Below are 26,646 nucleotides of genomic sequence, written 5' to 3' on the forward strand. Positions count from 1 at the left end.
ACCATTGAGGTGATGGAAGACCTCTTAGTTGAGCGGTGTTTGACCTTGGCTAATTCTATGCACGAGCCAGTTCGTCATCTGACTCAATTTCATTGGTGGCCAGTGTGACTTTCTCTTTCCCATACTATCCGGATTTGGTATAACTTATCTATTCCCGGATTAGTTGTAGCCAAAGAACTTAATCCGGATCTAGGAACATTTCCTCTTTTTCGACCATTTAGCCCTCATTATGTTTGGCAAGCCTATGAGGGTGAAGTCTATAATTCCTTAATCGCATCCCCAGATTTAAACAACCAGTTAAAAGAGCTTCTCGCATTTAGCAATTAATACTTATAGCGCTTTACTCTGGTAATGGGTCAACGTTTTTTACCCTTGAAATTTGCTCTTTTCCCTATTCTGTCTCGTCGTGTTCAAAAATAGCTCCTCTTTGCAACAGGGAATCATGCATCGCTTGTGTTAATCCTGGATTATCCTTGAATCGGGTATCGTGAACCTTGGCTCGATCGAGGATAATATTAGTCAGATCGGATAGCACAATACCTGCACCGGTTAAGTCAGCTCCAGTAAAGTTGGCACCTGTTAACTGGGTATCGCTGAGGTTAGCATTACTGAGATTCGCTTCAGTAAAGTCAGCGCCGCTTAAGTTAGCTCCACTGAGGTTGGCAAGAGCTAAACTAGCGCGGTGGAAGTTTGCCCTTTCTAAATAAGCATCACTAAGATAAGCGCCGCTTAAGTCGGCTCCACCAAAGTTGGCATGTTGAAGATTGGCGCTACTCAAATCGACATCACAGAGTTCTGCTCCGCGCAGATAGACGCGGCAAAGGTTGGCTTCGCTCAAGTCTAAACCGTTTAAGTTTGTACCTAAGAGTTTGGCTCCAGCTAAGTCTTGAGCGAGGTTTAAGCCAGCAATTTCCGCAAGTTCTTGGAAGTGGTCGGTGTTGGCGGTGGTAATTTGGGTAATGAGAGCTAAGGCAGTTGCTCCGTCAAAGCTAGGTTTAGGTTGATGGCTCGATGGCATCTCCACTTTCCCTTGAGATTGCCAGAGGGTACGACTGATGTAGGGTTGCAGTTGTGATTGTAGCAGCATGAGGGCTAGTTTTTGCTCGGCGATCGCCACTTGATTCGGAGTTACTTGATGGAGCCATAACCCTTCTGCCCCCATAATTTGAATCTCCGTAGCCTTCAGAGAAAACCTTGCTTCCAACGCTCCTTGACTAGACGTGGCTTGAATGCGCCCCCACTTACATCGAGAGATCGAACCTGCCAATATCTGCCCTGATTTGACTGGAGTTAACGTCCAGGTGGGATTTTCCGGGGTTCCAGAGGCGATCGCCTGCGCTCCAATACCGCTCAAATCTGGTTCCTGCTCCGCTTCTGAACACCAAATCCCTTCTTTCAACCTCAGCGCTAATTCACCCCCCTTCAAGCCAAATTGCAGTTGGCCATTTCCCAGAGGTTCCCATCGATCGCCGCAGGCTATACTCAAATACAAATCATACTCTTGTCCCTCTCCCGTAGACTCAGAAAGGGACACAACAGACCACTCTATAGATAGAACTTCTGGATATCGATTCTCAGTCAAGGGTTGGGACATAAAGCTTGCTCTTACTCATTCAACCTGTCATTGTCTCACGCTTTGCTCCTCAATTTGCTATTCCCTATTCCCCATCACCTTACTCAGCACTGCCTCCAATACATCGATCACCCGATTTAAGGCAGACTCATCTTGTAAACTAGATAAGACAAAACTGGTTAACCTGGGTTCTACAGGATCGACCGGGAGGGATAACCCAATTGAACTAAACTGATTTCTTAAATAGTTCCATTCCTTCTTTTTATCAAAAGGAGGTAGGATAGCATAGCTTCTAGACGAAACCTGAAGCACCCCATCAATACTAATACTAAAAAACTCACTCATCTGAGCATTGGGGGCATTGGATGGAGCCACCCAAACCGAAAATCCACCATAGGTATCTCCCATGCCCCATTTAATTCGCAGGGGCTTATCTTGGATTACCCAATCATACAACCGGCGTACAATTTGCGCCTCTTCCTGGCTCTGTCGGGCCCCATATTCATAGAAAAATGACGTTTGATCCCAACGCCTGCGCTCTAGCACCGTACTGGCCTTTTTCTGCTGGGATTCCGCTGTTTTGCCAATCACGCGGGGAACCAAGGTTTTTAACCCCGTTTCACTCACATATTGCTTAACTTCTAAGGCTAAAATTTCCAAGGGGTCCATTTGGGGATTAAGAAACTCAATCATCACCCGAAACTCTGGAGAAACCTCGTCCGAGACAAAAATCAATCTGACTTTGCCCGCTTGTAGATGGGTTTTGACTTTCTGCCAGAATTTTTCTTCATCCACATCAGTTCCTAAGAAGGATTCAAACACCTGTTCTGGATCTCGCCCTTGCTCGCGACAATTGAGTTCAAATTGGGCAATGACCGATTCTACGGGCCAGTGTAAAGGCAGTTGGGCAGCATACTCTAACATTTTGCCCATCATTTCCCGGCGCGATCGCTTGCTATCCTCTTTCTGAATGGCAACCAAAGTAGGAATACCATCTTGATCCACAAATAGGTGATCTAAAGACCAGCTATTATCATCTTCCTCGTCTAGGGTGGAGGTTATTTCACGAGTAATGCCTAACCACCATCTAGGGGTTGCTCGATCGATCTGATCGCCTGCTAAAAGATTAGGATATTTTTCAATTAACTCTTGCAGGCGCTCTTCTGAATCATAGGATTGTTCCATCATCTCTACTAAATGATCCTCATCCTGAATCAGATAAATTCCCCCACCCATGAATTGTCCTCTTTAGATTACAACTTGGCCAGTAAACACCGATTGAGCCGGCCCGGTCATGTATAGTCTATCGTTTACAGCCCACTCAATGTCCAGATCGCCACCTGGCAATTCTACGGTCGTGCGGCGATCGCACTTCTTAGAGAGTACTCCAGCAACCACCGTTGCACAAGCCCCTGTTCCACAAGCTAAGGTGATCCCAGCACCTCGCTCCCAAACCCGCATTTTCACCCGGTTGGGCGCTAGAACCTGTACAAATTCCGTATTAATCCGTTCTGGGAAAACTGGATGATGTTCAAATTGGGGGCCAATTTTCTCTAAGGCAATTTTCTCCACATCCTCTACAAACATCACGCAATGGGGATTTCCCATACTCACACAAGTCACTAACCAGGATTGTCCCGCCACTTCCAATGCCCGATCTACAACCGGATCGCTTTCCGATCCCAAGGTGGTCGGAATCTCTGCCCCTCCTAAGCGAGGAATGCCCATATCCACCGTTATCTGACCCTGTGACCCCAGTTTAGGAACCATTACCCCGGCTAAAGTCGAAATCTGATATTCTTCCTTTCCAGACCCATCTAGCTGGGCGACAAACTGGGCAAAACAGCGAATACCATTGCCACACATCTGGGGTTCCGAACCATCGGAATTAAAAATCCGCATGGTGTAATCCGTCCCCTCCTGTCCAGGAAGCGCAAAAATCACCCCATCAGCTCCAATGCCAAAATGGCGATCGCACAATTCAACCGCCTGCTCCGGCGTAATCAAAGGCTCCTGAGTTCCCCGATTATCCAGCAAAATAAAATCATTCCCCAATCCCTGATACTTCGTAAATTCGAGTTCCATAACCTTACCCTACTCAATTTTCATCATGGTAATTGGTAATAGAGAACAGACAATAGGCAATACGCAATGAGTCAATCCCTCTCCGGGTTTCCCCATCTCCCCAGTCCCGCCCCACTCCCATTTTCAGACATCCCTTGTTAAACTTTGTTCGGGAGTCTCTAATTCCCACATTAAACCATCATTGGCCCTCTAACTATGTCCGAGTTTGATACGAGTTTACCCAGTGTTCGCAACATCCAGAACTTCATCCAAGAAAAAAATGAAGTTGAACTCAAATTAGTCACCGACGATCTAATTGTAGGCAAGATTGTTTGGCAAGATGTCAACTGTATCTGCTTGATGGATCACTATGAACAATCCACTATCGTCTGGCGACAAGCGATTGTTTTTATAAAACCTAAACCCTAAGTCCTTATCCTTACACTTGAGTTCTCTAAACCCCCGATCGCTCGATGAACATCTTCACCCGATATCAATCCACCCTGCTTACCCTAATCTCTTGGGCCGCCCTAAGCCAGCCCCTCCAAGCTTTACAAGTTCGGGTTAATCCCCAATCTGCCCAGCTTGGAGATACCATCTCTGTACAAATTCAGGTCACCACTCCAGACTCCCCCACCGTACAGATGGGAAATACAACTTACCCCGTATTTCCCTTAAGTCCCAATCGATTTCGGGCCTTGATTCCATCGAGTCCCTTAGATAATCCCGGGACCTGGTCGATTCAGGTTCAAGGAGATGGAAAAACCGAAACCGTTAGAGTAGGAATGGGCAATCGCACCTTTCCCACCCAAAGCATTTGGTTATCCGAAAGCGATGCGGCTCTTGAAGGAACTGACCACGAATTTGACAGCGTAGATGCATTCAAGAGCCTGGTTACTCCCCAAAAATTCTGGAACGGCCCCTTTTTGCGCCCCAGTTCAGGGTATGTTTCCACCGTCTTTGGCGTTCAACGCTACTATAACGGTGAATTTGCTGACAATTACTACCATCGGGGTGTTGATTATGCCGCAGCTACCGGTTCTCCGGTCATTGCCCCTGCTGCGGGAATCATTTCCCTCGTGGGTAGAGAAGTCGATGGGTTTGAAATCCATGGAAACACCATTGGACTCGATCATGGCCAGGGAATCTTGAGCATTTTTATCCATCTCCACACTATTAATGTGCAGGAAGGACAAAGGGTGGAAGCGGGTCAAGTCATTGGTACAGTAGGGTCTACCGGCGCTTCAACTGGTCCTCACCTACACTGGGGACTCTATGTAAATGGTGTGGCTGTCGATCCTGTGCCTTGGCGCTATGAAGGCATTGAATAAATCTATTAATCTTCAGAGGTTAGAATATTTCACAAGATCAAAGTGATCCGGATCGTAGAAATTCTTGGGGCAAACTGGGGGAAGATGGATGAAAAGTGTATCGTTAATGGTGAGCAAGGAAACTGTGGAGTAGATTCAGCCTTATGAGTATCCAAGAGATTGTGGAACAGGCCCTCAAGGATGGCTATTTAACCCCAGCCATGGAAGCTGAGGTGGGGAATATTTGTGATAATGCCTCAGAGCTATCTATTGAGGAATACATGGCTTTAGACCGGTTAATGGGGTGTTTATTGACCGGTGAAGTCGTGGCGGTTCCCCGGAAGCAATTCATTAATGTGATGGAAGAATTAGTGCTAACCGAGTCCATGAGTTGTGTAGCGGCGATCGAAGAAAAAGACGGAATTAAACTAGATTTGGGAGATGTGGCGGCCTATGCTCTCAACCGCCTACCTCCCCTATATGCCACGACCGAAGAAGGGGCCCGCTATCAACGAGATCGAGCCAAACAAGAGCTGATGGCTTTAATTAAGCAACAGGTTGGTGCGGCCATTTCTAAGAACCAAGAAAAACCTCAAGAACCCGAACGGCAAGCCCTGGGTAAAACGGATAACGTTCTTTCTCAGGTTAGCCATTTGTTACAAAATTATGCACAGACTTACGAGAAAAAGCCTCAACCTCTGGAATGATCTGTGCTTTAATCCTAGGGATAATGCCCTGTTTCAGGTACACTAGGGAGAGATTGAACGGGAACTTAGAGCAAAACCCCACGTCATGTCTAGACTGGAGTGTTTAAGCACTAATTCTGTCCATGAGTCAATCTGTTTCTTTATCCTGGTCAACGGTTGGGGCAGGAGTTCCTCAAGCACCTGTGCAGCCCGAAAAACTCTCAAACACCGATCTTATTGTGCGCTGTCAGGCCGGTCTTCGCCCTGATAAATTGGCATTTGCTGAATTGGTTAGGCGATATCAATCCCATGTCAATCGGATGCTCTATCACTTGGCTCCAGATTGGCAAGACCGGGCAGATCTAGGTCAGGAAGTCTGGATTCGGGTCTATCGTAATGTGAAGCGTCTGAACGATCCGGCTAAGTTTCGCGGATGGTTAAGTCGGATTACGACAAATTTGTTTTATGATGAACTCCGCAAGCGTAAACGGGTAAGACCTCCAATTTCTTTAGATGCCCCACGCCGGTTTGATGATGAGGAGATCAGTTGGGAACTTCCGGCTGGCGATCCAGGCCCAGAAGAGAGTCTAACCACAACCGAGTTTTACGAACAATTGCAACAGGCGATCGCCGATTTGCCAGAAACGTTCCGCACAACGATTATCCTGCGGGAAATCGAAGGGATGGCCTATGAAGAAATTGCCGACATTACGGGTGTGTCTCTAGGAACGGTAAAATCTCGGATTGCTAGGGCGCGTCAACGCTTACAAGTCCAACTTCAGAAGTATCTCAATAGCTAAGAAGAAAAACTGACCTGTTCAGACTTCGTGTTGAGAAATCTTAAGATTAATTGGAAACTTAAATACCCCTTTTAGGATCATTAGGTGTACACTATCTTGGGTTAGTAACTAAGTGTGATCTTGAGTTTATCAACTTGGTAGGTGACCCCCTATGACTCCTCACTTTGATTGTCAACCCCATTCCCAGAAGGAGGGATATTTATCCCATCTGACTTCCTGGAATGACACCAACCCCAATTCACATATGGGTGTACCTGATATGTTAAAACGCGATCGCTTTGAACTGCTCAGTGCCTATCTTGATGGCGAAGTCAGTGCTTCGGAAAGCAAACAGGTGGAAGAATGGCTAGACAATGACCCTACGGTTCAATGTCTCTATCAACGCCTGCTTAAACTTCGTCAAGGCTTTGAAATGTTGCCCACTCCTCCCCAAGAGCAACCCGTGGAGGATATGGTTACTCAAGTGATGGGCCGCTTAGATCGACGACCCAAACGCACCGCCCTCTTATGGGGAACAGGGGCGATCGCCGCTGCTGCAGTGGCAGTCCTATCTACAACCTTTGCGAATTCTGACCAACTGTTCCCCCAAATAGCGGAAACCCCGACCTCGCCAGCTCTGATGCGTATCGCCCTGGATCAGCCCCTGATTAATATCCCTAAATCGGATAACAATCCTTTGGGAATGCCTAATGCAACGGGCGATCTTCATCAAATGCTCCAGAATGACCGCTAATCAGATACGGGAGACCAAGAGCCGTTGAGTAACTCAGTGCCCCCGTATCCCTCAATCTTCTCTACACTCATCACATAGACCAAAGCATCACCCAGAGGTTCACCAGTTGGTCGAAAGACAGGCATCAACTGGCGTAGATATTGGTTGTCCTCTAAGGGTGAGTCGGGGTGATAGCCCTCTAATTGATCGAGCTGATCGAGCAGGTGTGAATCCTGAAAATGGAGTACATATCCCTCAATCCGCTTCGTTCCTACAGTCAGGCCTGGATAACCCATGGGTAGCAAAAATAAACGCCCCCAGGCGATCGCCTCTTCTTCTTTGACGATACGCCCTTCGCAATAGCGCTGGTAATTCACTTCACCGGGCTTGAGCGTCCCATAAACAAAAACTTTGAACATTGGCTTGAGCTAAGTATTAATAAACCCCTTTCTAATACAGCATATTTAACCACAGGTGAACGAGGTTCTCTATTGGGTTCTCAGTTGAAATCAGCCATTCTTATGCAAATGCTCGGAAATTGTTACATTAATTTACATCAAGAATAACCTACAATAAGGGCATATTTGCCCATTCAGTAAGGATAAAATACCATGTCAGTTATCGCCGTCATCGATTACGATATGGGTAATTTGCACTCGGTTTGTAAGGGACTGGAGAAAGCCGGTGCAACCCCCAAAGTAACCGACCGAGCTACAGAAATACACCAAGCAGACGCTGTGGTGTTACCGGGGGTAGGGGCCTTTGATCCAGCCGTGGAGCATATTCGATCGCGGTACTTAGAAGATCCGATTAAAGAGGCGATCTCCAGTGGGAAACCTTTTCTTGGTATTTGCTTAGGATTACAAATCCTGTTTGACTACAGCGAAGAAGGACAGCAACCCGGTCTAGGTATTCTCCCTGGAGCAGTCCGTCGTTTTCACTGGGAGCCGGGAATAACCATTCCCCACATGGGATGGAATCACTTGCACTTTACCCAACCGGATATTCCCTTATGGACGCATTTATCAACCACTTCTTGGATGTATTTTGTCCACTCCTACTATGTCGATCCCCAAGATAAAGCGGTCTGCGGAGCAACGGTGACCCATGGAACTCAATGTGTAACAGCGGCGATCGCCAAAAACAACCTCATGGCTGTTCAATTTCACCCTGAAAAATCCGACCGCGCTGGACTACAAATTCTCTCTAACTTTGTCGAACATGTCCGGTCTCAAAGCCCAATTTGCGTTTAATCTCACCAATCTTCAAGATTAAGAGTACACTCATGTATTTTAGTCTTGAAGTATCACATCTAGTCTGTTGATTTTACAGCCAAACTATTGTGTTACCTCTGGTCGTTAAGGAAAATACACTTTTTACCTTTAAATTCTGGTTAAATGACCAGATTCAAGAGGGAATGAACTACAAACAGGAAATGTTTTGTCGGTTATATACCCTCAGCCCTCAATTCCGGGCCCAACTCTATCAGTTTGGCTGTAAACTCACTTACAATGAAACTCGTGTAGTGATTAGTATTACAGAAAAGCATTGCAGTTTGTGGGTAAGCTTACGAGACCCCATTGTGAAAGCTGTTCTCATTGATGGACTCTCTTTGGATTTACCCAGTCCCCTGAAAAAAGATGACTTCCCCAATACCCTACCCCCATCCTAGAACCCAAGAGAATAAAGCTTGCCGCTAAAACGTTAATTTTGTCAATTAACTTAACCTAATTGCCCCTCCCATTTCAGGCAAAGTGAGTTAACTTAACAGAAAATAGACTGCAATTGAGACCCTTAGGGCAATCCAATTGGTAGTTGAGTCTGATCTTCTACTCTAGTAGAGTTCACTTACAAAAACCACTACATTTTCGTGTTTTTGTAGTATGGCAAAGCCAACCCTAATTTTTCCTCCCCTTGATGTCACGCTCTGGTTAAAATCCAGTCCTAAGATCGCCGATCCAACCTCTAGTTGGAAGGGTCTTACTCTCCCAGTTCGCTGGTGTCGGATCATCAGGGGAACCTCTCTAGAGGAGGACTAAGGAACCTCCTCTAAGTGAATATGGGGTGCTACCCCCCCATACTCATTTAACTAGAGAAAACGATCTAATTTTCCCTAATCTGACCCACAGATCCCTCAAGTATTGTTAAACTTGAAAGGTTTGTTGGTAGATAAGGGTGAACAAAAACTCACCAACACAATTTCTCAATTTCATTTCTTAAGATATTTATAAGGAGCATGAGGAACGCGGCATGACCCAGGCTAAAAACCTACTCCCAACCCTCGAACCCCCCGAACTAGAAGAGGAACTGTATGCAATAGAGGAGGATGAACTAGAAGATTATCTAGATACTACTCCGGATGAGGAAGACGGTAAGTCTGGCAAAGTTCGCTCGATACGTCGAAAGACCCAAGTCAAGAAAAAGCATTATACAGAAGACTCTATTCGTCTGTATTTACAAGAAATTGGTCGGATTCGATTGTTAAGGGCTGATGAAGAAATTGAACTAGCCCGTAAAATTGCTGATTTATTAGAATTAGAGCGTCTGAGAGACGATTTAGAAGATGGGCTAGAACGAGAACCCAGCGATGCAGAATGGGCGGAATCGGTGGGAATGCCTTTGCCCCAGTTTCGCTATCGTTTGCATCTGGGAAGACGAGCTAAAGACAAGATGGTACAGTCCAACTTGCGTCTGGTGGTTTCGATCGCCAAAAAATATATGAATCGGGGCTTATCCTTCCAAGATTTGATTCAGGAAGGGAGCTTAGGCTTAATCCGGGCTGCCGAAAAATTCGACCATGAGAAAGGATATAAGTTCTCGACTTATGCCACTTGGTGGATTCGTCAAGCAATTACGCGGGCGATCGCCGATCAATCTCGTACAATTCGTCTTCCGGTTCACCTCTACGAAACCATTTCTCGGATTAAAAAGACGACTAAACTCCTCTCCCAAGAAATGGGGCGCAAACCCACCGAGGAAGAAATCGCAGAACGGATGGAAATGACCATCGAAAAACTGCGGTTCATTGCCAAATCTGCACAACTGCCCATCTCTCTAGAAACTCCTATTGGTAAAGAAGAAGATTCTCGTTTAGGGGACTTTATTGAATCGGATGGGGAAACTCCAGAAGACGAAGTTTCTAAGAGTTTACTGCGTGAAGACTTAGAAGGAGTCCTTGGAACCCTTAGTCCTCGCGAACGGGATGTCTTGCGTCTGCGCTATGGCTTAGATGATGGACGCATGAAAACCCTTGAGGAAATTGGACAAATCTTTAATGTGACACGGGAGCGGATACGGCAAATTGAGGCGAAAGCCTTGCGTAAATTGCGTCATCCCAACCGCAATAGTATTTTACGGGAATATATCGGCTAGCTCCTAGCCTCGCTATTCACTCTGAAAGACGGCAAGTCTTAACCTGCCGTCTTTTTGTTATATAGCGACTGCTAAGGGGGTTAGGGTGAACCTCAAGCGATCGAACCTAGCATCTATAATCTATAAATCTATTGCTTATTCCCTATTCCTTAGCGTGTAGAGCTATAACCCCAAAATCCCCAGCACTCCATCACTAGAAACCAATTGAATTCCTAGGGCAACTACAAAGCCAAGCATGGCTAAACGGCCATTCCAGATTTCTGCTTGGGGGGTGAAGCCGACCTTCCAAGCATTACGGTTGGGTAAAGTTTCGCGATTTTCCATAGATTGAAGTCCTCATTGACGCTCAAATTGTTGGTGTAAATAAATATTAACAAAATGAGAAAGAGTTGGCTGTACTTTTGATGAGGATTCAGAACTTCTTATGGTTTTGATCCTCAATGGGGAAAATGGCTAATCCCGTCTGGACAGAAAATAGGTGAATTTGTTCAGGAATCATAGAAAACCAGAGGGTTTCCCCGATCTTGATGGAGCGCGGTTGAGATAATCTCAGATTAAGAATTTTAGTTTCTTCTGCGAGACTTCCCGAAAGTAAGGTTTCATGACCGAGTTGCTCCACTGCTTTCACCTGAATCGGTAAATTTTTAGGTGCAGGAGCGCTTTCCTGAAGGTGTTCTGGGCGAATGCCTAAAATTAGGGAAGACTCCCCTAATTTCTGTAAGGGGTATTGCCACCTTTCTGGTAAGGTAAAGCGAAATTGAGGATGCTGTAATAGAAGGGGTGCAGACAGCTTGACGGGTATAAAATTCATGGGTGGAGAACCAATAAATTGGGCGACAAACTGATTGGCGGGACGATGATAGAGTTCTAAGGGTTGAGCGACCTGTTGCAGTTCTCCTTGATTCATGACTGCGATGCGATCGCCCATCGTCATTGCTTCTACTTGATCGTGAGTTACATAAATCGTTGTTACTCCCACCTGTCGCTGTAATTCCACAATCTGCGATCGCGTTTGTGTCCGTAACTGAGCATCTAAATTAGATAAGGGTTCATCCATGAGGAAAACTTGGGGATTTCTGGCGATCGCCCGTCCCAGAGCTACTCTTTGCTTCTGTCCCCCAGATAACTGTTTAGGTAGGCGCTCCAATAGAGTCTCAATTTCCAATAACCGGGCGACTTGTTGCACCTGCGCTTTAATCTGACGCTCCTCTAGGGACATATAGCGCAAACCGGGAGGAAGCGATCGCGTTAGGGCGACTCCCCCTCGTTTCATCCATTGTTCCATTGATTGTCCTGAATTCCCCCGCCTCAAGCCAAAGGCGATGTTCTCATAAACGGTCATGTGGGGATAAAGGGCATAATTTTGAAACACCATGGCGGTATTACGAGCTTTCGGGGGTAAGGTATTGACTTGGCGATCGCCAATCCAAACCTGTCCCCCCGTCAAACTCTCCAAACCCGAAATAATCCGCAATAGGGTACTCTTACCACATCCAGATGGCCCCACTAAAACCAAAAACTCCCCATCCTCAACCGTCAAATTAATATTCCGCAAAACCGGCGCTTTCGGTTTACGAGAGCTTTCACTCCCGTCAAGTTCAGCCACTAACTGCTGCTGAACTTCGCCAGCAGAAGCCACAAAACTCTTATAAAGACTCTCTAAAACTACCTTTGCCACAGAACTTCAAACTTCGATAATTTCCTTGATACAGCGCTTCACGCTGCTATGAGGTACGATAACCTAAATTGTTCTTTTGAGGGCATGTCCATGAAAAGATTTAAACATGGTCATAGCCTGAAAAATCGTTTTCCGATTACCGATCACCTATTACCAAATACCGCGCGAAGGGCTATATGTCAAGGCGTTTAGGTGACATTTGATTACCCCTTTACATAGATGATGATAAAATAAGGAAGAATAAAACTCCTAAAGCGTTTAAAAGTTTAAAATGAAAGCAATTACAACTACGGGAACAATCGATCGGGTCAATTATCCTTAGATGCCCCAATTCAAGAAACTTTACCGAAACAAGTGCGAGTCATTATTATTTTTGAAGAAACGGAAGAAGAACTCAATGAAACATGAATAAAATTGGTGAATATCCATCAATATCACTAATTTTATCCCAAAAATTAGAACAAGAATTGAAGTAATAATTTACAGAATATGCTTACGAATTAAGAGAGAGAATCATTCAACTTTTTCAGAATATTAAACAGGAAATCTATCAAGATCGTCAAGATAAATGAATGTAGAGAATATGAATTTTATAGCTAAATGAATAAGGAAAGGCATCAAAGTGAATACTCTCTGTATGAGATTATCAATCTAGCTAGAGATGAAAGTATCCAAGAAATATACAGGCTGGTATCTCTCAATAATAGCATGATTCACATACAAGATGAAAATGGCACAACACTTCTTATGGAAGCATCAGGACAGGGAAACTTTGAACTGGTTAAGCTTTTAGTCGATGCAGGAGCTGATCCTAATCAAATTGATATAATGGGGTTTTGTGCATTACTTTATTCGGCTCAAGAAGAATATTGGGAGATTTTTGAATATTTATTTAACTTGACCAATCAAGGCTTAAAAGAGTCATCTTTATTTATGTCTACAGTACATGGAGAATTAAAAGTTCTTCAAGCTCTGATAGACAAAAAAGTTAGTGTAGATGCATATCGGCAGAAGGGGGTATGGAGTAAGAATGGTTGTACCGCTTTGATTTTAACAGTTCAAGAAGGTCGTGTTGATATAGTAAAAAGTCTACTAAAGGCCGGTGCAAATCCTAATTTAGCTGAAGAAGATACAGGTGGAACTCCTTTAATGTATGCGGCAAAAAATGGATACTTGGAAATCCTTGATCTATTGTTAGAAGCTGGTGCAGATCCAACTATTAGAGATTATTCTAATGAAACTGCTCTAATGAAAGCCGAAAAATTCAATAATATCAAGATTTGGCAGACTTGATATAACATAATTGCAAACCGTTAACTGCTACTGACAAATCCTTATATCATGCGATTTTTATTTCCCAGTGATGCGATTAACCCCAAGAAACCTGACCGTGCTTTTATCGATAGCATAGCAGTATTCAAGGAGATGGGATACCAAATTTCCTTCGTTCCTCTAGAATCCCTTCATCAAGGAAAGTATAACGTCTTTCCTGCAATCTCTGAAAACGAAACTATTCTTTATCATGGATGGATGATGACTAATGATGAGTATACCACTCTGTATCATGGGATCTCTACTCATAGAGCAATAATGTTAACCGATCCTAAAACCTATCTTCAGTGTCACCATCTGCCGAATTGGTATCCTCTGATTTCAGAATTCACCCCAAAAACTGTTGTTTTTCCTGCTGATGTTGATTTGAAAACTGAACTCAATACCTTAAATTGGCTATCTTACTTTATTAAAGATTATGTGAAATCGCTCAAGATAGCATCAGGGTCTTTACTCGAGTCTACCGATGATGTACCGCAGCTTATTGCGAATATGATTAAGTTTAGACAAGGGATCGAAGGCGGATTCTGCGTGCGAGAAGTTGAAGAGTTTGTACCTGATTCAGAAACTCGATATTTTGTGGTTCAAGGCATACCTTATGCTCATGAACCCGAACATCGTATCCCCAAAATTGTTCATCAAGTTGCCGATCGCATTAATAGTCTCTTCTTCACTATTGATGTCGTTCAACACAGAGATGGACGCGATCGCGTGGTACAAATAGGTGATGGGCAAGTCTCCGATTTCGTCGGATGGACACCTCAGAGATTAGCGGCTATTATCGCGGCAATCTTCCCTCCCAGTTACTGACTTTGTTAGTCTTGTAAAACGTATTGTAAGAGGTCAATTGTCTTGAGCCTTTCCTGGGACTGAAGTTTCAACAGCCGATCGCCGGTTCCATCCTTACCCATCTCTTGCACCTTATCTACCTCTAAGCGCCAAAACCGTTGACTGCTACTGACAACTTGTACTTTTCCACCCGAAGGTGCTAATACCATGCCTACCATGCGGTCGCTACGCTGACTAAATTGTAGAGCCTGAGTGCCAATATCCCCACGATTTCCTTGGCGAATGACCTCCACTCGAACCCGTTTCCCGAATCCCATCTCGGAAACCAACAGGATTTGATCCTGGGGATGCGCTACCACACAACCCACCAATTTCTCCTGTTTTCGCAATCTTAGGGCTTGGTAACCCTGAGCCGTGCGCCCTAAAACAGGGACTTGTTCCGAATTCATATCTAGGCGCAAGATCCGCCCCCCCGATGTTGCCAACAATAATTGTGACCCCGGATCTGATAAATATGCATAGTTGAGGCGATCGCCCTCCTTCAACTTCAGCGCCGTTAACCCACTAGCTCGTAGATTGGCAAACTCCGCCAAAGGCAAACGTTTAATCCGTCCCTCCTCCGTTACTAATACTAAATCGAGATCGTCCCCATACTCCGTTAACACAAACTGAGCCACCACATCCGGTGGTTGTCCCGTGCCACTATGGGGCACTAAACTATTGAGGGGAATACCTTGAGACTTACTACTAGTCGGAACCTGACCCACCTTCACCCCATAGCCTTTGCCGTCAACCGTTAACAGCAATAAATCGGCATCCGCTCTTGCTTGATAGGAACTTAACATCGAACTCATCCCCTCACCCCCATCTGGACTCAGCTCAGGGACTCGACGAATATATCCCCCATAGCTAATCTCTAGATAACTGGTTTCCAGAGATAACGATAACTCCTCGATCGCCTGTTGCTCGATAGCAGAAGATTTAGCCTTCTGGGCACTTTTCGATCGCCTAGACGATCCTCCAGATTCCTCGGACTGACTTCTCGAACTCCCCCGCTGCTTAGGTTCAGAGGCAGTTTCCTTAGCGATTTGAATGCGCGTGCGTCGGGGATTATCATAGCGACGCTTAAGGCTCCTTAGTTCTTTTTTCAACGACTTCAGCAATTCTGATCGCTGATTGAGCAACTGCTCCAATTCTTGAATTCGTTGAGTCAGTTGGTCGAACTGAGTTTGTAAGTTTTGCTGCTCTAACCCCGTCAACCGACGCATCGGCATCGCTAACAAAGCATCGGCTTGAGCCGGTTGTAGGTCTAACTGTTCTTGAAGTTGAGCTTTAGCCGTTGTACCATCGGCTGCATTTCTGAGAATAGCGATCGCCCGATCTAAATTCGTTAAAGCTAATAACAATCCTTCCAGAATATGGCAGCGTTTGCGCGTTTGTTCCAACTCATGGGTATATTGCCGAGTTAAAGTTTGTTCCCGAAAACTCAGGAATTCTTGCAGCACTTCACGCAAACTCAACTGCTGGGGAGTTCCATCCACCAGAGCCAAGAAAATCGCCCCAAAATTAGTTTGTAAAGGGGTTTGATGATAGAGATGAGCTAAGACTTTACTGGGTTGAGCATCCGTTTTCAACTCCAATACTACTCGCATTCCGGTGCGATCGCTCTCATCGCGAATATCCGAAATGCCCTCTAACTTCCCATGATTGACCAGATCGGCCACTTTCTCAATCCATCCCGCCTTATTCACCTGATAAGGCAACTCCGTCACGATAATACAATCGCGGATACGCTTGCGTTTCCCCGGTTGAATTTTCTCAATCGTTGCCACCCCCCGCATGGGAATACTACCTTTTCCCATCCGATAAGCACTCTCAATTCCCTCTCGATCCACAATTACCCCACCCGTGGGAAAATCCGGTGCAGGGATTTTCTGCATTAACTTCTCATCCGACAGTTCTGGATTATCAATTAAAGCAATTAACCCATCAACTATTTCCCCCAAATTATGGGGAGGAATATTCGTCGCCATCCCTACCGCAATCCCCGAACAGCCATTGAGCAGTAAAATCGGCAATTGCGCCGGTAGCACTACCGGTTCCGCTTGAGAGTTATCGAAATTAGGAATAAAATCTACCGTAGACTCGCTAATTTCCGCTAATAGACTCTCATGACTAATCGGAGAGAGGCGCGTTTCCGTATAGCGCATAGCTGCGGGCGGATCGTTATCCACCGAGCCAAAATTCCCATGACCTGCCAATAACGGATAGCGACAGGAAAAATCTTGTACCATCCGCACCAGAGCATCATAGACCGCCTGATCTCCATGGGGATGATATTTACCCAATACATCTCCCACCACCCGCGCGCATTTACGATAGGGGCGATCCGGGGTTAATCCCAATTCATGCATGGCGTATAAAATACGCCGATGAACTGGTTTTAAGCCATCTCGGACATCTGGGAGGGCACGGCCAACAATGACACTCATGGCATATTCAAGATAAGACCTCTCCATCTCAGTATGTAAGGCAGTCGGAATAATTTGTTCGCTCTGGAAAAGTCGCAGTTGTTTAGCCATGGGTTGAATGAAGGTAAGGGTGAACTCAGGGGTAAGAATGCTCTATAACTGTAGGTTTCTAGGGTACACCTGACGGAGGGTAGATGGGCAAAAAATGGCAAGCGATCGCCCCATCAATTCGGGTTTGTCGTCTTTCTCTTGTAAAATAAGAGAGAAAACCTAAATACCAAAAGTAACGGATGTGAGGCAGAATGAATCTACATGAGATAGTGCAGGTGAGCATCATTGGCATCAGCTCGGTAAAAGTAGAACACAGCAATTAGGGGGAGATGGGTCGCTCAATCTATTCCTCATTCCTCTCTATCTATGCAAGAGTAGGGCTTGTCTCATACACTCATATAGGTGTATCTAGACAGTAGTATTTAGCCAAGCATATGGCAACTGGGAATCTGAGCCTTTATCTATCCTGGAGTTGAAAACTAAGAGAACCTATTATGAAAACTGTTCTAATCGTAGAAGACGATCCCATTAATGCACGGGTTTTCTCTAAAATCCTCACCAAACGTGGTGGACTAAATGTTAAGCATACCGAAAATGTCGATGAGGTGATGGAGATTGTCAGCCAAAAAGCAGCAGATATTATTCTGATGGATGTGTCCTTATCCAATAGTGTGTATCAGGGTAAATCAGTGGATGGTATTAAGATTACCCAAATGATTAAAGCAGACACGAATACATCAGCAATTCCGATTATTCTCGTGACAGCCCATGCGATGCAGGGCGATCGCGAGAACTTCCTCCAGCAAAGTGGAGCAGATGCCTATATCTCCAAACCCGTGATCGATCATCAGGAGTTTGTGGATAAAATTAAATCCTTACTGCCCGAGGATTGAGACCCTGGTATTCATGGCTTTGGGAGGGAGTTTAAGTGTTCTCTTGGCTCGATCAAAGAAAGACTAAAATCATCCTGAGTTGGCTAGTCGGTTGGACTTTAGTCTGCTTTTGGGGCGTGTTTCCAGTGACTGGGCAGACCCCCCCTGTACCCGCAACAGAATTGCGTGGGGTGTGGTTAACTAATGTCGATAGTGAGGTTCTGTTTTCGAGCGATCGCCTCACGGATGCTCTAGAACAACTCGATCGGCTCCATTTTAATACGATTTATCCGACGGTTTGGAATGATGGGTATACCCTCTATCCGAGTGTAGTAGGAAAGGAGGTAACCGGCCGTTCGGTCCTCAAGATCCCCGGCTTACAGAAGAGGGATATGCTGGCGGAAGTTATCGAGCAGAGCCATCAACGGGGCATGAGTGTGCTACCGTGGTTGGAATTTGGCTTTATGGCTCCAGCCGAATCTGAGTTAGTCAAGCGTCACCCGGATTGGATTACCAACCGTGCAGATGGTTCCCAAGTGGTGATGCAAGGAATTCATCCACGGGTATGGTTAAATCCCGTTCATCCCCAAGTCCAGCAGTTGATGGTAGATTTAGTGACTGAATTGGTGACCCACTACGATATTGATGGGATTCAGTTAGACGATCATTTTGGTTTGCCCGTAGAGTTGGGCTATGATGCCTATACTCGGCAAGTTTATCAATCGGAGCATAACGGCCAACTGCCGCCAGAGAATCCAGAAGATGAAGCCTGGATACGCTGGAGGGCCGATCGCATCACCACAGTAATGGAACGGATTTTTGCGGCTCTCAAAAGTAAACGCCCCGATGCCATTGTTTCCCTATCTCCCAATCCCCAGCATTTTGCCTATAGTCGCTATCTTCAAGATTGGTTTAGCTGGGAGAGACAAGGGTTTGTCGAAGAATTATTGATTCAAATCTATCGAGATGACCTAGAACGATTTCAAGCCGAGCTGAAGCGACCAGAAGTACAAGTTGCCTTAGCTCATATTCCCGTAGGAATTGGGGTGTTAACGGGGCTGAAAAATCGCTCAGTTCCCATGAGCCAAGTTCAAGAACAGGTAGCTGAAGTCAGAAACGGAAAATTTGCTGGGGTCTCTTTCTTTTTCTATGAAACGCTCTGGAATTTGAGTCAGGAGTCTCCCCAAAATCGACAAACCGACTGGAAAAGCATCTTTCCCCAGCCGGCTGCGCGTCCCAGCATTTTGCACTGCTGGCAATCATGAATACTTGTTATAGCAAGGAAAGGGAAAGTTAAAACATGTTCTGTTTTCTGTTCCCCCTTCCCCGTTCCCTAAAACCACAATTAAGCTGTCCTAAGTGAACGAGTTCCTTGCTCTGTTAATGTTGATGCTGAAATTCTGCCTCAGATAGTTGTGCAAGGGTTTCCTGTATTCTCGGAGTTTCCAAAAAGGTTTTCGTATCGGCTAAGAGACGATCGCCCCAAAGATGAGCTTCCAGAAACTCCAGATCCGCATAGGCTGGGTCAAGTTCAAGGGCTGCTGCTCCCATTCTCAGACCTTGTTCGCGATCGCCTTTCATATACAAAGCAACGGCCAAAGCCAACTGGGGTTCAGCCGCATTCGGTTCAATGCTCACTGCTTTACGCCAAGAGGCGATCGCCCCATCGACCTCACCCTGTTCATACTCAATCAAGCCAATATTGTTAATCCCTTCCCAAAACTCCTCATCTTGGCGAACCGCCTTTTCATATTGGGCGATCGCATCACTCCAGCGATTGAGCTTATAGTAAGCATTCCCCAAATCAAAGAGGGCAGCCAGTTGATCTGGCTTAATCCTTAACCCTTCCTGCAGATAATCGGCCGCCCTTTGGTAGTCCTCATTTTGGAAATGGGCCGAACCTAACGTAAACAAAACTAACTCATTCTTCGGTTCGAGCGATCGGGCCTTCTCCAAAGTCTCAATTCCCCGCTCCACATCATCCGTTTGCACATACAAACGACCGAGCAAAAACCAAGCCCGGATATCATCCGGTAAAAGCTGAACTGCCAACTGAGCGCGAGGAAGGGCAGGTTCATATTGTTGGAATTTGGCCAGTTGTTCCGCTTGTCGAGCCAACTTAATCCCCTCTTCCTCCAACTCTTCCCGCTCTAACTGTAAAGTATGGGGAACGATCGCCTGACCCCAGGCTGGTTGGAGACCACCCCACCCACTCCACAAGCACACCAACAAAGCATAATAAATAGGTTTTGGCACAACACAAGCCTCAGACAACATAACTCACAGACCACTCTTTACAATTTTAACTAAGATTGAGGGTTTGCCCAACTTCCAGTTGAGATCTCTATTGCTCTTTACGAGCATTTGTGAACCCATCTAGAATAAAAACAAATTTATTTCTTCTAGGATTGAGTTGCTCTTGGATGTCTATCTCATCCAATCTGCTCAGTTCCGATCGCAATGGGTGCCTTCTCATGGAGCGTTATCTCCGGCAAATCTACCACCAACAAGCCACTGGTGAGTTAATTGTTACCGCTCAAGATCAAACTTGGCACTTATTTTTTTATCTAGGTCATCTACTCTATGCTACCGGGGGAATGCATCGCAGCCGCCGATGGTATCGCTATATTAAGCTGTTTTCCGTTGATTGGAGTGAGATCGAACTCAAAAAGCCTACAGGAATGTGGGAATATTATCTCCTCCGCTATGCTCTACAGCAACACCAAATCAACCTCAATCAAGCTCAATCTGTGATTGCCTATAGTGCCATTGAAATTTTATTTACCCTGCTCAACCAACCCTCTAATGACGTTTCCAGTCGTTGGAAACCCAGCCAACGGTTATCGGGCAATACAGCGACTCCGCGATCGTCCCTAGCTTTAAAAATTCCGCCCTTAATTCAAAGAACTCAAAGCTTATCGAAGCAATGGCAGAATATGGAATTAACGTCTCTGTCTCCCGATTTAGCTCCCATGTTAAAACGGGAACTTCCTAAACGAGTCAACGCTGAAACCTCAACCAAGTTAATTGAGCTATTCAATGGGGAAAATCCCATTTGGGATATTGCCTTGGAAATGAAGCAATCCCTCTATACCTTATCTCGCAGTATCCGTCATTTTTGGAAACAAGGGATTATTGAGTTTCAATCCTTACCCGATCTGAATCCACCAGTTTCTTGGACAACCCCTAGGATGGATCAAACCCTCAATGGGGAATCCGATACCCCAATTTCTGGCCCCCTAGTTGCTTGTATTGATGATAGTCCCTTAGTTGGCCATGCTTTAGGCCATATTTTGATTCCTGCCGGGTATCAATTACTCAAAATCCATGACCCCATTTCTGGCATTGCCCAATTGGCCAAACACAAACCGGATCTGATTTTATTGGATGTAGTGATGCCGACGGTAACCGGCTATAATTTGTGCAGTTTTTTGCGGCAAACGTCCTTGTTTAGTGATACTCCCATTATTATTCTGACCAGTCGGGATCATATCATCGATCGCACTAAGGCGAAGTTGGCAGGGGCAACGGATTTTTTGACAAAACCCGCTAAACCGGAGCAACTGCTCAAGTTAATCGAAAAACATATTAACCCCATTTCCCCCGTAACTGAATCATGAATAAACCGGCGAAGTGGTGGGTGGGATTAGTTTTGGGGTTTGGCATTTTAACGATCGCCACTTCGGCCGTCTTTATCCGCTTGTGTCTTGAGTCTGCGGGAATGGCAGGAGCTGGATTTAGTTTGGTGCTGGCTGCTTTACGCTTGGCAATAGCTTCAGTTCTTTGTCTTCCCCTGTGGAAAGGTGTTCAGCATAATAAAGCTTCACGACAAGCTTGGCAATGGGCGATCGCCGCTGGATTTTGTTTGGCCATCCACTTTTCCCTATGGATCGCGTCTTTATCCTATACCTCAATTGCAGCTTCTACCACCTTAGTCACCACCAACCCCATTTGGGTTGCCTTAATTCTCTGGGTTTGGCAAGGCAAACGACCCACTCAACTCACGATTGTGGGCATCATCATTGCCTTAACTGGGGGAATGCTGATTGCGTTTGGAGGAGAAAGCACTACCCCAACTGGCTCCCTGTCTCTGCTGGGTAATGCTTTAGCCTTAATGGGAGCTTGGTCCGCCAGTTTTTATCTAATTCTCGGACAACAAGCCCAACAGGAAGGATTAGGTTTAGGTCATTATATCGCGACTGTTTATACCCTCGCCGCCCTATGTCTACTCCCGATTCCCTTACTCTTGGGCGCTCCTTATGCCGGTTATCCTATTGATGTGTATCTCTATATTGCTCTGATGGCGACCCTTCCCCAACTCATGGGTCATACCTCCTTGAATTGGTCTGTTCGTTGGATTTCACCGACAACCGTTGCTCTGGCTATTCTCTGTGAACCCATAGGGGCAACTTCGCTCGGTTATTTCATCTTTGCCGAAGTGCCCACCCCATTGGTGTTTGGGGGAGCCGTGATTTTGCTATTCGGTGTTGCCTTAGCCATTTGGGGAGAAGGGAAAAGGAGCCACAATTATTGACCAAACTCAAGACGAGCTTGTTCGACTAAATCAGCGGTAATGATCTCCGAGTCGGACTCGCGGGCGAGTTGTTCAATGCGGCCTCTGGCTTGCGATCGCACAAAATAAGGAATATTTTTCAGTTTAACCTCAGCCTCAGCCGTCCACTCTAATTCATACATTTTGCTCTACCTCTGCCATCAGTCTCCTCTATTTTAAGCTGTTTCACCCCTGTAGGAGCAAAAATATGCAAGCCCCTACTTTCGTCCATACTTTTGACGAATGCGACTCACTTGCTCTTGAAATTGAGCGCCCTTCTCTGGATTCACCATGGTCACAAAATTGGCAAATCCTTGAATTGAAGCCAACACATTTCCAGAATGTCCCCAATGTTTGCCTTCTAACCCCTGAGTTTCAATTTGGTGTAGGGTAGCGCGAAATTTTCTCAGGGTTTTGCGGTCTATATTTAACCCTTCGTTGACCACAATTCCCGTAACATCCAGTTGGCAAGATTTACGGCGCAAAATCCGTGTTTTCTCCGGATGGAGGGTAAAACTTTCGTAATCAATAATTGATTCTGTACGGCGCAAAATCCTACAGATATTTCTGAGGACATCACCAGAAGCCGAAAAGGTGAGATCGTCGGCATAGCGGGTATAGGTAAAGCCCAATTCATCCACCATCTGGGTTAAGCGCTGATCTAAACGACGACAAATGAGATTAGAAATAGCAGGACTCGCTGGAGATCCTTGGGGGAGATGTCGTTGATTGAGGGCAATATAATAAGTTTGGCCATCTAAGCTCACTTCTTCCACATCTGGAGCAGTACAGATTAGAGCCAAAATGGTTGCCACCGCTTCCGAATAGCCCAAGGAGCGAAATAAACCTTTCACCCGGCGATAGGAAATAGAGGGGAAAAAGTCTTTAAGGTCTAAATTAATCACCACTTCTGCTCCCACATGGGGGGTTGCATTCGTAATGATGGAGCGATCGCGGCAAAAGCCATGGGCCGCCTCATGAACCGGAATCTTCTCTAAAATCTGACTCAAAATCCAGTATTGGGCCCGTTTTAACCGGGGCATGGGCACAGAAATTAAGCGTTCACCCCCCGTCTTTTTAGGCATTTTGAAGCGGATATAATGGGATACAGTCGCTGTTTTCCGGTCAAAGGCCAAAAATCTTAGCTCGCCCAACGTAATCCCCATTTCTTGGGCAATATCGGCGGCTGTTGCCAGTTGAGGCAGTCCATGCCGATCGAGTTCTGAGAGGTTGCTTTGCTGCTCTCCTAAACCCCCAGAAACCTCTTCCCCTAAATAAACAATCTCCTGTTGTTGACGCTCTTGCCAAGCTTGTGCCCTTGCTTGTCTTTCCTCTTCCCGTCTTTGTTTCGTTTCTTCCCGTTTCCGGCGAGATTCTGCTAACCGTTGTTTTCGCAATTGCCGACGGATGGCTTGTTCATCTTGCAGTTGACGGTTTTTCTGTCGTAGCTCAGTCAGTTGCCGATACAGTTCTGAACGACGGCGAATTTCATCGGCTGGATCTTGAGGAAGTTCTCCCTGTTCGGGCCAAAATCCATAGCGAATCATTTCTTCGAGGATGAAGGCTTCACGACCCATTTTGCGAATGCGATCGTAGAGTTCTTGGCGGGTACGAGGTTGATCGGACATGGTGATGAGCCAGAAGTGTTGAACGTTAGCTTAATCTCGAAAAAAAGAAGATAAAATGTTGTAATCTATTCTCAAAGATATAAAAAAATCAATTCAATGCTAGCCTCCTTTTCATCCCGAGTCAAACCCATCCTCAAGTCATTGTCTACTCATGAACATGAAGTTTTGCAATCTCGACTCTTCTTTGAAATCGGGTTAAACTTCCTACTTGATAGGACTTTGAAAAGTGGCAGAGACTGATATCCAATTCCCTGAATCAATGATAAACTACCCTAACTGAATATTTTTTCACATTTCATGCTTGATCGACCCTCTTGGATTTACATTGCTGCCCCATTATTTACAGAAGCAGAGCAAGAATTTAACGCTAAATTAGCCCGACGATTAAAATCAGCAGGACATACTGTCTTCTTACCCCAAGAAGAAACCAAAGGCTTGACTCAAACTGAAGAGATATTTAAACGGTGTTTATATGGACTGAATCATTCCCATCTAGTATTAGTAGTTTTAGATGGTGCAGACGCAGATTCTGGGACTTGCTTTGAAGTTGGATTCGCCTATGCTAAGAAATTACCCATTGTAGGTTTACGAACAGATTTCAGAGGAACTGGAGATGACTGGGGACTTAATTTAATGTTACTTCAAAGTTGCAATCATGTACTCCTAGCTCAACGGAATCTACCCACTCAAATCCCCCCTAACATTACTCTAATTTCTCCAGGAGAAGATTATGTTCCTATTTTACTCAAAATTCTCGAATAATTCGGCTGAACAAATCCAAGCTTAAATATCATAAGATTGTGCATCTAAATTTTCAAGTTGAAGCTCGATTGAATCTTCTTCAAGTAAGAGGGAAGGATCTTGGACTAAAAACGGGAGTCCAGCACCTTTCAACCCCCGTTTAATTCGTTCAGGTGTTTCTAGAAATAGGAGAAAAATAGGCAAAATCTTGTCCGCACCTTCACTAATAATATGAGAAGAATTCAGAGGCATAACCCACTGATAATCTCCATCTAACCAAACTTGAGTTTGTCGCCATCTTCCCAAGAGATCGGAAAAATCTTCACCTGGCCGATGAATAAAGACAAAAATTTCCACGCCAGTCTTAATTTTCCACTCTGGATCGCACATTAAGAAACCCAGATCGCAGGGCAGCCGTGTTAATCCAATTGGAGGCTGATAAATCCCTTGAGAGATAATTTCTCTCGGTTTTAAATCCACAATAGGAAAGGGAATAGAAATTAAGCTCTCTTCTGGTCGTCGGAGACTCGGCAGAAATTCCACATAGGGGCGATACTGACGCAACAAGGCGATCGCCGAGTTGAGATTACTGTATTCTGCTAATAGGGCTTCATAATGGGATTTTTTAATTGGCATCGTCTTCAATCATATTGAGTATAACAAACAACAGGGAATTAACCCATCATGTAGATCGCCTTCCCCGTTATCATTCCAGACATTACAAGGTTTCAAACACCTTAAACATGGGTAGGTACATCGCCAGCAAAATCGAACCTACCATCCCCCCAATCACTACAATCATAACGGGTTCAAGCATACTGGTTAACCCTTTGACCGCTTGCTCAACTTCGTCCTCATAGAAGTCAGCGACTTTCATCAGCATTTGGTCAATTTGTCCCGTTTCTTCTCCAATACTAATCATTTGAATTGCTAGAGCAGGAAATACTTTATACCGATCAAGAGCCGTGCTAATCATCCCCCCACCTTGGATTTCTTGGCGGGACGCTTCCACCGCATCAGCAATGGTCTGATTTCCAGAAGTATCGCGAACAATTTCTAAAGAGGTTAAGATGGGAACCCCTGCACGGGATAGAGTTCCGAAAGTCCGGCAAAACCGAGCTGTTGCCGTTTTCTTAATCAAATCCCCAAATAAAGGTACTTTCAGGAACTGCTTATCCATGATTTTTTTGCCTTGAGGGGTTTTGTACCAGTTATCGTAAACAACCTTGAGGACAATTAAGATTACTAATAGGGTCACTGACTTTGCCGGGGAAGTTAGAAATGCACTAATGTGGAGCATCATCTGTGTAAATGCCGGTAACTCTACCCCAATATCGGCAAAGATATTGGCAAATGTAGGAATCAAAAAAACTGTTAAGGCAACGAAAATAATCACAGCCAGAGTTCCTACAGTTGTTGGATAAGACATGGCTGATTTAATTTGGTTTTGCAGCCGAGCCGAATCTTCCAGTAACTTTGCTAGGCGGTTGAGTACATCATCAAGTACCCCCCCAACTTCTCCAGCAGAGACCATCGCTACATAGAGGTCATCATAGCAATCAGGGTGTTTACCCATAGACTCAGATAAACTTGACCCCTCTTGCACTTCCGCTGAAATTTGTTTCAATGCCCTTTTGAGTTTAGGGTTTTCACATTGTTCGGTTAAAACACCTAGACAGCGCACCATTCCCACGCCAGCATTGACCATCGCGGAAAACTGCCTGGAAAAGATGGCTTTATCTTTTACGGTGACACTAGCCGTCGCCGCAGCAAAGTTTTCGTTTAACTCATCCATGTCAAGGTTAGCAAAGTCAATTCCAAACAGTGGGGCTTTTTTGACTTCGCCGACCTCTAAACCTCGACTGAGTAATTCAGCACGAGCTGCACCAAGTGAGGCTGCTTTAACAGTTTCTCGCTTGGCATTTCCCATCGAGTCTCGAACATCAGCAACAAATTCAGGCATGGTTCATTATTCTTGAAATCATTGGGGTGGGCACATTGAGGTTAGAAGCAGG

General features: G+C 45.3%; 27 protein-coding genes. 15 read left to right on the forward strand and 12 right to left on the reverse strand.

The features are described from left to right. Positions 1–391: 391 nt before the first annotated feature. From J7545_RS11950 to dapF, 3 genes are read right to left on the reverse strand one after another with little or no spacing between them, the layout of a single operon-like run. Complete coding sequence (locus tag J7545_RS11950; RefSeq protein WP_318698188.1) at positions 392–1,594, reverse strand: pentapeptide repeat-containing protein; 1,203 nt, start codon at positions 1,592–1,594, stop codon at positions 392–394. A gap of 57 nt (positions 1,595–1,651) precedes the next feature. Then, on the reverse strand, positions 1,652–2,809 hold the full coding sequence (locus J7545_RS11955) for a hypothetical protein (protein WP_318698187.1): 1,158 nt from the start codon (positions 2,807–2,809) through the stop codon (positions 1,652–1,654). A gap of 12 nt (positions 2,810–2,821) precedes the next feature. After that, positions 2,822–3,658, reverse strand: coding sequence for a diaminopimelate epimerase (dapF, locus tag J7545_RS11960; RefSeq protein WP_318698186.1), 837 nt, complete (start codon positions 3,656–3,658; stop codon positions 2,822–2,824). A 195-nt stretch (positions 3,659–3,853) separates the two neighbouring features. Between dapF and J7545_RS11965 the strand changes: the two genes are divergently transcribed. From J7545_RS11965 to J7545_RS11985, 5 genes are all read left to right on the forward strand, one after another. Further along, on the forward strand, positions 3,854–4,066 hold the full coding sequence (locus J7545_RS11965; protein ID WP_318698185.1) for an Hfq-related RNA-binding protein: 213 nt from the start codon (positions 3,854–3,856) through the stop codon (positions 4,064–4,066). Between the two features lie 44 nt (positions 4,067–4,110). Beyond that, complete coding sequence (locus J7545_RS11970) at positions 4,111–4,968, forward strand: M23 family metallopeptidase (protein WP_318698184.1); 858 nt, start codon at positions 4,111–4,113, stop codon at positions 4,966–4,968. A 143-nt stretch (positions 4,969–5,111) separates the two neighbouring features. Then, positions 5,112–5,654, forward strand: coding sequence for a late competence development ComFB family protein (locus J7545_RS11975; RefSeq protein ID WP_318698183.1), 543 nt, complete (start codon positions 5,112–5,114; stop codon positions 5,652–5,654). A gap of 122 nt (positions 5,655–5,776) precedes the next feature. Continuing rightward, on the forward strand, positions 5,777–6,433 hold the full coding sequence (locus tag J7545_RS11980; RefSeq protein ID WP_318698182.1) for a sigma-70 family RNA polymerase sigma factor: 657 nt from the start codon (positions 5,777–5,779) through the stop codon (positions 6,431–6,433). 151 nt (positions 6,434–6,584) lie between these two features. Beyond that, a complete protein-coding gene (locus tag J7545_RS11985) occupies positions 6,585–7,166 on the forward strand; it encodes a hypothetical protein (protein ID WP_318698181.1) in 582 nt (193 codons plus the stop codon). Here J7545_RS11985 and J7545_RS11990 read toward each other — a convergent pair. Beyond that, positions 7,163–7,564, reverse strand: coding sequence for a gamma-glutamylcyclotransferase (locus J7545_RS11990; protein ID WP_318698180.1), 402 nt, complete (start codon positions 7,562–7,564; stop codon positions 7,163–7,165). The two genes, J7545_RS11985 and J7545_RS11990, sit on opposite strands and share 4 nt — an antisense overlap. Before the next feature lie 192 nt (positions 7,565–7,756). On the opposite strand from J7545_RS11990, the gene hisH reads away from it, so the two are divergent. The 3 genes from hisH to rpoD all read left to right on the forward strand — a co-directional run bounded on the left by hisH (position 7,757) and on the right by rpoD (position 10,517). Next, on the forward strand, positions 7,757–8,398 hold the full coding sequence (hisH, locus tag J7545_RS11995; RefSeq protein WP_318698179.1) for an imidazole glycerol phosphate synthase subunit HisH: 642 nt from the start codon (positions 7,757–7,759) through the stop codon (positions 8,396–8,398). A 164-nt stretch (positions 8,399–8,562) separates the two neighbouring features. Next, positions 8,563–8,817 carry a hypothetical protein gene (locus J7545_RS12000; protein ID WP_318698178.1) on the forward strand — a complete coding sequence of 85 codons (255 nt, stop codon included), beginning with the start codon at positions 8,563–8,565 and terminating at the stop codon, positions 8,815–8,817. A gap of 578 nt (positions 8,818–9,395) precedes the next feature. Further along, complete coding sequence (gene rpoD / locus J7545_RS12005) at positions 9,396–10,517, forward strand: RNA polymerase sigma factor RpoD (RefSeq protein WP_271940737.1); 1,122 nt, start codon at positions 9,396–9,398, stop codon at positions 10,515–10,517. A gap of 162 nt (positions 10,518–10,679) precedes the next feature. Here rpoD and J7545_RS12010 read toward each other — a convergent pair whose 3' ends face one another. Together J7545_RS12010 and J7545_RS12015 are read right to left on the reverse strand one after the other, a co-directional pair. Then, positions 10,680–10,841: a chlorophyll a/b-binding protein gene (locus tag J7545_RS12010; protein WP_318698177.1), complete on the reverse strand. Its 162-nt coding sequence runs from the start codon at positions 10,839–10,841 to the stop codon at positions 10,680–10,682. An 88-nt stretch (positions 10,842–10,929) separates the two neighbouring features. Beyond that, positions 10,930–12,195, reverse strand: coding sequence for an ABC transporter ATP-binding protein (locus J7545_RS12015; protein WP_318698176.1), 1,266 nt, complete (start codon positions 12,193–12,195; stop codon positions 10,930–10,932). A gap of 600 nt (positions 12,196–12,795) precedes the next feature. Between J7545_RS12015 and J7545_RS12020 the strand changes: the two genes are divergently transcribed. Together J7545_RS12020 and J7545_RS12025 are read left to right on the forward strand one after the other, a co-directional pair. After that, complete coding sequence (locus tag J7545_RS12020; protein ID WP_318698175.1) at positions 12,796–13,488, forward strand: ankyrin repeat domain-containing protein; 693 nt, start codon at positions 12,796–12,798, stop codon at positions 13,486–13,488. Between the two features lie 48 nt (positions 13,489–13,536). Continuing rightward, positions 13,537–14,337: an ATP-grasp domain-containing protein gene (locus tag J7545_RS12025; protein ID WP_318698174.1), complete on the forward strand. Its 801-nt coding sequence runs from the start codon at positions 13,537–13,539 to the stop codon at positions 14,335–14,337. Positions 14,338–14,342: 5 nt separating this feature from the next. On the opposite strand, the gene J7545_RS12030 is transcribed toward J7545_RS12025, so the two are convergent. Further along, a complete protein-coding gene (locus tag J7545_RS12030) occupies positions 14,343–16,898 on the reverse strand; it encodes a DNA topoisomerase (ATP-hydrolyzing) (protein WP_318698173.1) in 2,556 nt (851 codons plus the stop codon). Positions 16,899–17,332: 434 nt separating this feature from the next. Between J7545_RS12030 and J7545_RS12035 the strand changes: the two genes are divergently transcribed. Together J7545_RS12035 and J7545_RS12040 are read left to right on the forward strand one after the other, a co-directional pair. Then, entirely contained in the window at positions 17,333–17,731 is a 399-nt protein-coding gene (locus J7545_RS12035) for a response regulator (RefSeq protein ID WP_271940715.1), read from the forward strand. A gap of 35 nt (positions 17,732–17,766) precedes the next feature. Then, positions 17,767–18,975: a glycoside hydrolase family 10 protein gene (locus J7545_RS12040; protein WP_318698172.1), complete on the forward strand. Its 1,209-nt coding sequence runs from the start codon at positions 17,767–17,769 to the stop codon at positions 18,973–18,975. 115 nt (positions 18,976–19,090) lie between these two features. On the opposite strand, the gene J7545_RS12045 is transcribed toward J7545_RS12040, so the two are convergent. Then, the gene (locus J7545_RS12045; protein ID WP_318698171.1) at positions 19,091–19,966 is read right to left on the reverse strand and encodes a tetratricopeptide repeat protein; all 876 of its coding nucleotides are present in this window, start codon (positions 19,964–19,966) and stop codon (positions 19,091–19,093) included. Positions 19,967–20,133: 167 nt separating this feature from the next. On the opposite strand from J7545_RS12045, the gene J7545_RS12050 reads away from it, so the two are divergent. Both J7545_RS12050 and J7545_RS12055 read left to right on the forward strand, forming a co-directional pair. After that, on the forward strand, positions 20,134–21,330 hold the full coding sequence (locus J7545_RS12050; RefSeq protein WP_318698170.1) for a response regulator: 1,197 nt from the start codon (positions 20,134–20,136) through the stop codon (positions 21,328–21,330). Beyond that, the gene (locus tag J7545_RS12055) at positions 21,327–22,244 is read left to right on the forward strand and encodes a DMT family transporter (RefSeq protein ID WP_318698169.1); all 918 of its coding nucleotides are present in this window, start codon (positions 21,327–21,329) and stop codon (positions 22,242–22,244) included. The genes J7545_RS12050 and J7545_RS12055 overlap by 4 nt, the downstream gene beginning before the upstream one ends. Here the strand turns inward: J7545_RS12055 and J7545_RS12060 are convergent. After that, positions 22,238–22,405, reverse strand: a complete 168-nt coding sequence (locus tag J7545_RS12060; protein ID WP_318698168.1) for a PCP reductase family protein — start codon at positions 22,403–22,405, stop codon at positions 22,238–22,240. The genes J7545_RS12055 and J7545_RS12060 overlap by 7 nt on opposite strands. Positions 22,406–22,480: 75 nt before the next feature. Next, positions 22,481–23,890 carry a reverse transcriptase domain-containing protein gene (locus J7545_RS12065; RefSeq protein ID WP_318698167.1) on the reverse strand — a complete coding sequence of 470 codons (1,410 nt, stop codon included), beginning with the start codon at positions 23,888–23,890 and terminating at the stop codon, positions 22,481–22,483. Between the two features lie 297 nt (positions 23,891–24,187). On the opposite strand from J7545_RS12065, the gene J7545_RS12070 reads away from it, so the two are divergent. Next, positions 24,188–24,652: a nucleoside 2-deoxyribosyltransferase gene (locus J7545_RS12070; protein WP_318719602.1), complete on the forward strand. Its 465-nt coding sequence runs from the start codon at positions 24,188–24,190 to the stop codon at positions 24,650–24,652. 21 nt (positions 24,653–24,673) lie between these two features. Here J7545_RS12070 and J7545_RS12075 read toward each other — a convergent pair whose 3' ends face one another. Next, positions 24,674–25,267, reverse strand: coding sequence for a hypothetical protein (locus J7545_RS12075; protein ID WP_318698166.1), 594 nt, complete (start codon positions 25,265–25,267; stop codon positions 24,674–24,676). Positions 25,268–25,349: 82 nt separating this feature from the next. After that, positions 25,350–26,594 (reverse strand): type II secretion system F family protein, encoded by a 1,245-nt coding sequence (locus J7545_RS12080; RefSeq protein ID WP_318698165.1) that lies wholly within the window; start codon positions 26,592–26,594, stop codon positions 25,350–25,352. Between the last annotated feature and the right edge of the window lie 52 nt (positions 26,595–26,646).

The organism is Roseofilum sp. SBFL (assembly GCF_017746885.1).
Taxonomy (GTDB): Bacteria; Cyanobacteriota; Cyanobacteriia; order Cyanobacteriales; family Desertifilaceae; genus Roseofilum.